This is a genomic window from Candidatus Binatia bacterium (assembly GCA_029243485.1).
In the GTDB taxonomy this organism is placed as follows: Bacteria; Desulfobacterota; Binatia; order UBA12015; family UBA12015; genus VGTG01.
Window position 1 is genome coordinate 1 of the sequence record JAQWRY010000077.1, and the last position, 6908, is coordinate 6908.

A 6908-nucleotide genomic window follows, 5' to 3' on the forward strand; every position below is an offset into this window, starting at 1 on the left:
GGGGGTAAGAATGATCGGGAACCCTCCAGATTAGCGGTAGCCGACATGAACGGCCTCTTTGGCCAGGTCGCCGGGTAGCCTCCACCGCGAAGCCTTGAGCCAGGTCTAGTTTTCGGGTCCAGGTGGCCGCGGCGTAGCCGCCGGGCGGCATCACCTGGCCGCTCCTCCTAGATCAGACGCGCTTCGACCAAGTCGATCCGCAACTCTTGCGAGTAACTCGTGACCACTTTTGTGACCCCCCTGTGCGACCGCCAGCGACCTTCCACGAACGATGGCGTGGATGAAGTCCAGGAAACACGGGCGTGGAGGGTCGTGGAAGGGCGTGGAAGTGAAGGAGCAACGGCCTTCTAAGCCGTAGGTCGAAGGTTCGAGTCCTTCCTGGCGCGGTTCGTTTCCAGCTTCGGCATGGCGGCTCGTCGGGGCGGGGGACCGTCTCTTCCGTGCCCTTTGCCGTGGCCATCTGCCCTCGCGACCAGGTATTGCGCGTCGCGTGAGCATGCGGGAGAAGACGTCAGGCCCAGTGGCGTTGCCACCTAGCGAGGAGCCCCGATGACCCGATTGATTCTATTGGTTTCGACCCTGCTGACCCTGATCGCTGTGGCCGAGCCCGCGAGCGCGGAGATCTTCGGCTTGCTGGAGACACCGGACGGATTCGCCTCGCAGATCGGGAACGTGCAGGGCTGGGCGTACACGACGATGCCTGGGGCGGAGCTGATCCAGCCGTTCGACGTGCTGGTGAACGGGGTAAAGAAGATGGAGGTGCCGTGCTGCTCGGAGCGGGGCGACGTGAAGGGGGAGGACCCGGACATTCCGTTGCAGACGGGCTTCTCTGGCGTGACGAACTGGGCGCGTGAAGCCGGTGGAGACCCGATCGCGGTCCAGGTGAGGGTGCGGGACACGATGGGCGGCGAGAAGCTGCTGACGCAGCCGAGCGTGGCCGTGTACGGGCTGGCGAGCTTTCCGTTCAGCTCGGTGGTGGAGTGGGGGGAAGTGTCGGGTCCGGTATCGGACGGGCCGCAGGGCGGGCTGCCGCTGTCGATCACATCGCGGTGCACGCTGTCGAACACGGGCGTGTTCACGCCAGGCTCGGCGGAGCTGGTGTGCACGAACCTGGTATCGACCAAGGGGGACGGGTCGGAGGTGGAGATGTGCGCGGGAGGGGTACGCTTCGGCTGGGACAAGGCATCACAGGGTTTCAAGCAGGTGAGCGACTGCGAGGTGCTGCCGCGCTGGACGGACAACGGGGACGGGACGGCGACGGACAACACCACGGGGCTCGTGTGGGAGTTGAAGACCGACGACGGCTCCATCCACGACGTGGACAACCACTACGACTGGTCCACTGGTTCTCCCTGGAAGCCGGACGGGACGGCCTTCGTGGATTTTCTGGGCACGCTCAACGGGGGCGAGTCCCAGAACGGCGTCACGATCGAGGGCTGCTTTGCGGACGAGTGCGACTGGAGGTTGCCGACCGTCGTGGAGTTGGCGGGAATCCTCGACCTGAGCGTGCCGGGCTGCGGGGCCGATCCCTTTCCGCCGTGCACGACGATTCCGGGCGAGACCTTCTCGTCGTTCTACTGGTCGTCCTCTACCTTCACGGGCAACCCGGGCAGCGCGTGGGGCGTGGGCTTCTTCGATGGCCTCGTCAACTTCGGCAACAAGAACGGCGTCCTCTACGTTCGTGCCGTACGCGGCGGCTCGTGAGGTCGATGATTTGGTCCTTCGACCTTTGATAGGCGTGTTGTCTGAACGCAGTAACAGTGAAACACGCAATGCCAGCTTCTCGGGCAGCCCTCTGCCTGTCCTCGTCCGCCTACGCTGACGCGGCGCCGTTGTGACAGTGCTGTGACAGTATTGGCCGGATACGCTCGGGCAACATGTGCGCGGATCCACGAATTTGCTGAACATAATGTCCGTACGTATCCGCTGGTGCCGTCCCGAGGGGGTTCGATTCCCCCCGCCTCCACTTGTAACCCCTCGGCTTGACTCGGTTTCGAGTCGGCCGAGGGGGTTCATCCGAACAGCTTCCGAACAGGTTTGCGATTCGGCGACCGTTGTCGGGTGACGGTAGCCAGGTTCGGTAGTGTTCCCAGATCATCTGCTCGGACGTTCCGCAGAAAGCGGCGACCCACGCTGGGTCCTCCCTGGCAGTCAGGGCTGCGGTGATGAACGTGTCGCGCAGGGCGTAGCTGCCGCGATGAGCGAGTCGGAGCATTCGAAGGGTCGGTGCGAATACCCGCTTGTGCAGCCACTCCTGCGAGAGTGGGCGGCCACGCGAGTCGGTGAAGACGTACTCTCGGAACCCCGTCTCAATCGACGCACGGCGCTGGCTCTGGAGTGCCTCGAAAATGGCTGAGGATATAGCCGACATGAAGCGCGCTTTCGCCGCCTGGACGACAGGATGGCTCCTTATCGGCTATCCACTGCTGTGCCCGAGCGCGTTCGACGCGAGCGCGACGAACGCCACAGCCGACGGCGAGACGTCACAGGTCTTCGCAGCCCTCCCCGAGCGACGTGACGGCGCCGACGTTGCGCTGCCGGAGAATCCGGGCGTCGATCCGGCGCGAGCCCGGTGCCGGCGACGCGCCCTACGCCTGTTTTGCTTTACTGAAAGCCTTGACGTACCGGGTGCATGCCTCGGAGAGATCGGTTTTGGTGTCGCCATCGGCCAGCCAGTTCTGCGCCACGGCAATCTTGCTGGCCTGCCCACCCCGAGCGATAGCCGCGGCGATCTCGTCAGAAGCCTGCTGCCGGGAGAACGCCGCCAAATCGCCGATCGTGGCATTGACCGTTGCCGGATCCAACCCTTTGCGAATCGCCTTTTCCAGATTACCGACGGCCTTCTTCAAGCTGTTCATTGCCGCCCGGATCTTTCCCCTGTTGAACTGGGAGAGGGCGCTCTCAAGTTGATTTTTGGCGGACCGCAAGCTGTTGGCCGCCAATCGAGGCGTAGTGGGATCCGACAGCAAGGGTGTGATCACGGCGACGGCGGCGGCGGTGACACTGGGCCAGCCGGGAGGGGGTGCCGAGTCTGCCTCGAAACGCGCGACCGCAAAATTCTGCCCGGAGGAGCCGCCGCCCAAATAGGCCTGCCCCGCGACGACGATCTTGCCGTCTGACTGTAGGGCGACCGCGTAGCCTTCGTCGTCAGAGTTTCCAAAGTCTGCCGTCGCGACGCCGCCCACTCCGAACGTCGCGTCCTCGCTTCCGTCCGACTCATAGCGAACGACCGTCATATCGTAGGCGTCGGAATCGTAAATCAGGCTGCTTCCCGTGTAGGTGTACCCCGCCGCGACGATTTTGCCATCGGGCTGCAACGCCAGAGAATAGATTCCCACGTCGTCGTCATTTCCCGAGTCGGTGCTCTCTGTAATCACGATACCACCGGCGCCGAACGACGCGTCCAGGCCCCCGTCCGACTCGTAGCGAACCAGTGCAAAGTCGTAGTCGTATGTGACATCGTCGGCCTCAGAGCCACCCACGAGGATCTTGCCGTCGGGCTGGATCGCCACAGCCCTGGCGTAATTCTGTGGACCCGCGAAATCGGTGGTCACGACGCCACTAGTCCCGAACGTCGTATCCAGGCTCCCATCAGACGCATGGCGTGAGACCGTGAAGTCAAAGTCGGGGGGGAAAGAACTATTCGTGTAGCCGACTGCGACAATCTTGCCGTCAGCTTGCAAAGCCATCCCACGGGCCGGGCCCGGAATTACCCCGAAAGGCGAATCGACCACACCGCCCACTCCGAAGGAGGTGTCCAGGCTTCCGTCCGACTCGAACCGTGCGAGATGAGCTCCAGCGGTAAGGATCTTTCCATCCGCTTGCACGGCGACGTCGTTACAGCTCCCGCCAACGACACCGGAAAGAACTTTGCCGCCCACGCCAAACGTCGCATCGAGGCTCCCGTCCGGCATATAGCGAGCAAGCGGGAGTTGGCTGTTCGTGTCCGATCCACAAACGAGAATCTTGCCGTCGGGCTGCCGGGCCACCGCGTTGCCGAAATCTGACCCGCCGAAATCCGTCGTCACCACTCCCCCGACACCGAAGGATGTATCCAGGTTACCGTCCGACTCATAGCGAACTAGCCCAAAGTCGACGCCGGAGGAGCCCGGGACCGCAAACCCGGCCGCAACGATCTTCGCGTCGGGCTGGAGAACAACCGCGTCTGCCCCGCCCGAAATGGGGGTTGTCACCCGACCACCGGTTCCGAATGTCATGTCGAGGTCGCCGGCTGCGCCCCGCGCGGGCGCCGCGTTGAAGGTGAGGACGAGCAAAATCGACGCGAGCACGCGATTCCATCGCATACCACGGCCGTTCGCGGAAAACAGGTGTATTCGATTTTGCATGATTTTCTTCTCCCCCGTGCGTATTCATATTCGCAGAAGCCCCATGGGAATGGACCGGCGCTCACGACTTTGAAACGTTAATACACATCGCCGTCTACCGGCAAGGGTTGGTTCTCGGGTGCTGAAACGGTAGCCCAAATTAGTCAGCACCTCTGCAAAAGTAGCAACCATAGGCCAAAGACCTAATCTTGGAGGCAGCCCGTCGGTTTGTTCAGCGCGGTGTCTTTGCCTGGGAAGCAGGAGGCATAGTAGATTTTTTTATGGCTGTGCTCCACAAGAACACTCAGAAGCTCCTCGGCGCCGGCGGCGAACACGGTCGCAGTCATCCAGGCAAGCCATGGTACGAAATAGCCTACTGGTGTGATGTGGATTACCAGGGCCAAGGATTGGCGGCAGAATGTGCTCCTGCTCCATGAGGCAGAACGAGGCAGAACGAGGCGCACGCATACGTCCGATAAGGAGCCGTTATGTCGCCTCGGGGCCAAAAAGGGGCTTCATGTCGGCTATCCGCGAGTGTGACCGAGTGTCGGGGAAACACGAACGAATCGGGCGTCGCATCTGCGGAGCGGGCAAGCCATAGCGTGAGCGTCGTGCAAACCCGAGATGTGAGCGGCACGAGGCGGCCCGTGCCTGCGTCAGTCTTTGGTTGAGGCACGACAAGTTTTTCAGAGACGATCACGGCGGGCGTTCGCGTGCGACGTCCTACGCTGCCCGCGCTGCCCGGATACACCTTCGTCAAAGGCTTTGCCGACAGCATGGCGAAGAGCGACGAGATGGCGGAGAGCTTCGTCCCCGTGCTGGTGAAGTTCGACGATTACGCACAGACGGTGTTCGAGGTCGAGCGGACGAAGACCGGGAACGCCGTGGTCTACTTGCCGGGAGCGCCCAACCCTTGGTCGGGCTCGGTGGTGTACGTGACCGCGGATCGAGTCGAGCGTCTCGACATGTCCGTGTCGGAGGCCGTCAAGAACATTAGAACGCTGGGTCGGGGCTCCGATCAGGTCGCGGCGATGCTAGCGACCGAATGACGTGTCTCTAGCCACGGAGACCTGCTAGGACTCCGGGGTCGATGTACGTCGAGTCTCGCCAATCCGTCGTTCGCCTGACCCGCCCGCTTTTTCTGCCGGCGGGCTATTTCGCGATCGTCACGCTCGGAGTCGAGGCGTTCTACCTGACGTGGGGAGCGTCGGCGTCGGTGTTCACCCTCGCCACCGCCGGGCTCGTCAGCACGGCGCTCGCCATCTTTCTGGGCTTTCGGGTGAGTGAGGCCTACGATCGGTGGTGGGAAGCGCGGAAACTCTGGGGGGCGCTGGTGAACGTGAGCCGGGCGTTCTCTCGGAAAGTGTGCACCATGATCGTCGCCGAGCGGCTCGACGGGATCGATTCCGAAGAAGAGGCGGCCGTCGCGCGGCGTGACATCCTCTACCGACACATCGCGTATGTGAACGCGCTTCGCATCAACCTGCGTCACGGGCCGTCGATGACCGCAGCGCCCAACGAATGGGAAGAGATTCGGCCATTCCTCTCGAACGGTGAGTTTCGCCGCTACGAGGAGAACGCCAACGTGGCCACGCAGCTTCTGGCCGAGCAGGGGCAAGTCCTGCGCGGGCTGTTTGGTGTCTCGGCGCAGCAAGAGCTCGCCTATCTCGAGCTGCAGCGGGCGTTGGACTCGCTCTGCGACGTTCAGGGGGCGTGCGAGCGCATCAACAACACGGTTTTCCCGTATGGCATCACGACCGCGACGAAGGGCCTTGTTTGGGGATTTGCGTCGGTGTTGCCATTCGCCGTGCTCGACGCGAACATCACGCTTGATGCCTTGGAAGTCTTCTTCTGTGTTTCGATGTCGCTCTCGTTCGTCCTGATCGAGAAGCTCGGCGAAGATCTGAAGAGGCCGTTCGAGAACCTGCCGAACGACACTCCGATGTCCGCCCTCTGTCGGACGATCGAGATCGATGTTCGGGAGATGCACGGCGAGACCGAAACTCCTCCCCCGCTGGTGCCGATCGACGGCGTCTTGATGTAGTTGGGGGCTCAGTCGACGGCTCGCTCGAGAGCGCGGTTCGCCGTCTTCAGCACAGTGATCCGCGCATGTTTCTTGTCGTCCGCGGGGATGACATGCCACGGGGCCGCCTCGGTGCTGGTCCGCGCGAGCATCTCCTCGATCGCGACTTCCTAGTCCGCCCACCGCTCCCGATTTCGATAGTCGTGGTCCGTGATCTTGTACTTCTTGTAGGGCGCCGTCTGCGGAGCGGGCAAGCCATAGCGTCAGCGTCGTGCAAACTCGAGGTGTGAGCGGCACGAGGCGGCCCGTGCCTGCGTCAGTCGTTGCTTGCGGCACGACAGGTTTTCCAGAGACGATCACCGCGGGCAATCAAGGCCGAAAGGCTGGCGTTGGTTCCATAAGGGTGGCCCCACGCGACAACCTGTTCGGGTTCAGAGACGGTTGGACCAAATAGGTCGATGAAATAAGAGACACTCCCGGCCCAAACGGAAGGAGAATCCGATGGGAAAGGGACAAAGCGCGGAGAAGGTCGTCCGCGACATTCAGCGCAAGACACGACG

At 62.6% G+C, this 6908-nt stretch carries 5 protein-coding genes; 3 read left to right on the forward strand and 2 right to left on the reverse strand.

All coding sequences use genetic code 11. The features are described from left to right. Window positions 1-549 precede the first annotated feature (549 nt). The gene (locus P8R42_23080) at window positions 550-1704 is read left to right on the forward strand and encodes a DUF1566 domain-containing protein (protein ID MDG2307481.1); all 1155 of its coding nucleotides are present in this window, start codon (window positions 550-552) and stop codon (window positions 1702-1704) included. An 884-nt stretch (window positions 1705-2588) separates the two neighbouring features. On the opposite strand, the gene P8R42_23085 is transcribed toward P8R42_23080, so the two are convergent. After that, window positions 2589-4289 carry a hypothetical protein gene (locus P8R42_23085; protein ID MDG2307482.1) on the reverse strand — a complete coding sequence of 567 codons (1701 nt, stop codon included), beginning with the start codon at window positions 4287-4289 and terminating at the stop codon, window positions 2589-2591. Window positions 4290-5038: 749 nt separating this feature from the next. Between P8R42_23085 and P8R42_23090 the strand changes: the two genes are divergently transcribed. Further along, window positions 5039-5374: a hypothetical protein gene (locus P8R42_23090; protein MDG2307483.1), complete on the forward strand. Its 336-nt coding sequence runs from the start codon at window positions 5039-5041 to the stop codon at window positions 5372-5374. A 41-nt stretch (window positions 5375-5415) separates the two neighbouring features. After that, on the forward strand, window positions 5416-6369 hold the full coding sequence (locus tag P8R42_23095; GenBank protein MDG2307484.1) for a bestrophin family ion channel: 954 nt from the start codon (window positions 5416-5418) through the stop codon (window positions 6367-6369). Window positions 6370-6377: 8 nt separating this feature from the next. Here the strand turns inward: P8R42_23095 and P8R42_23100 are convergent, their stop codons facing one another. Beyond that, window positions 6378-6500 carry a hypothetical protein gene (locus P8R42_23100; protein MDG2307485.1) on the reverse strand — a complete coding sequence of 41 codons (123 nt, stop codon included), beginning with the start codon at window positions 6498-6500 and terminating at the stop codon, window positions 6378-6380. Window positions 6501-6908: the final 408 nt, after the last annotated feature.

What these genes read in the sequence shown, in the direction of transcription:
- P8R42_23080 (MDG2307481.1), top strand. Translation starts at nt 550, where the DNA reads ATGACCCGATTGATTCTATTGGTTTCGACCCTGCTGACCCTGATCGCT.
- P8R42_23095 (MDG2307484.1), top strand. Translation starts at nt 5,416, where the DNA reads ATGTACGTCGAGTCTCGCCAATCCGTCGTTCGCCTGACCCGCCCGCTT.
- P8R42_23100 (MDG2307485.1), bottom strand. Translation starts at nt 6,500, where the DNA reads ATGCTCGCGCGGACCAGCACCGAGGCGGCCCCGTGGCATGTCATCCCC.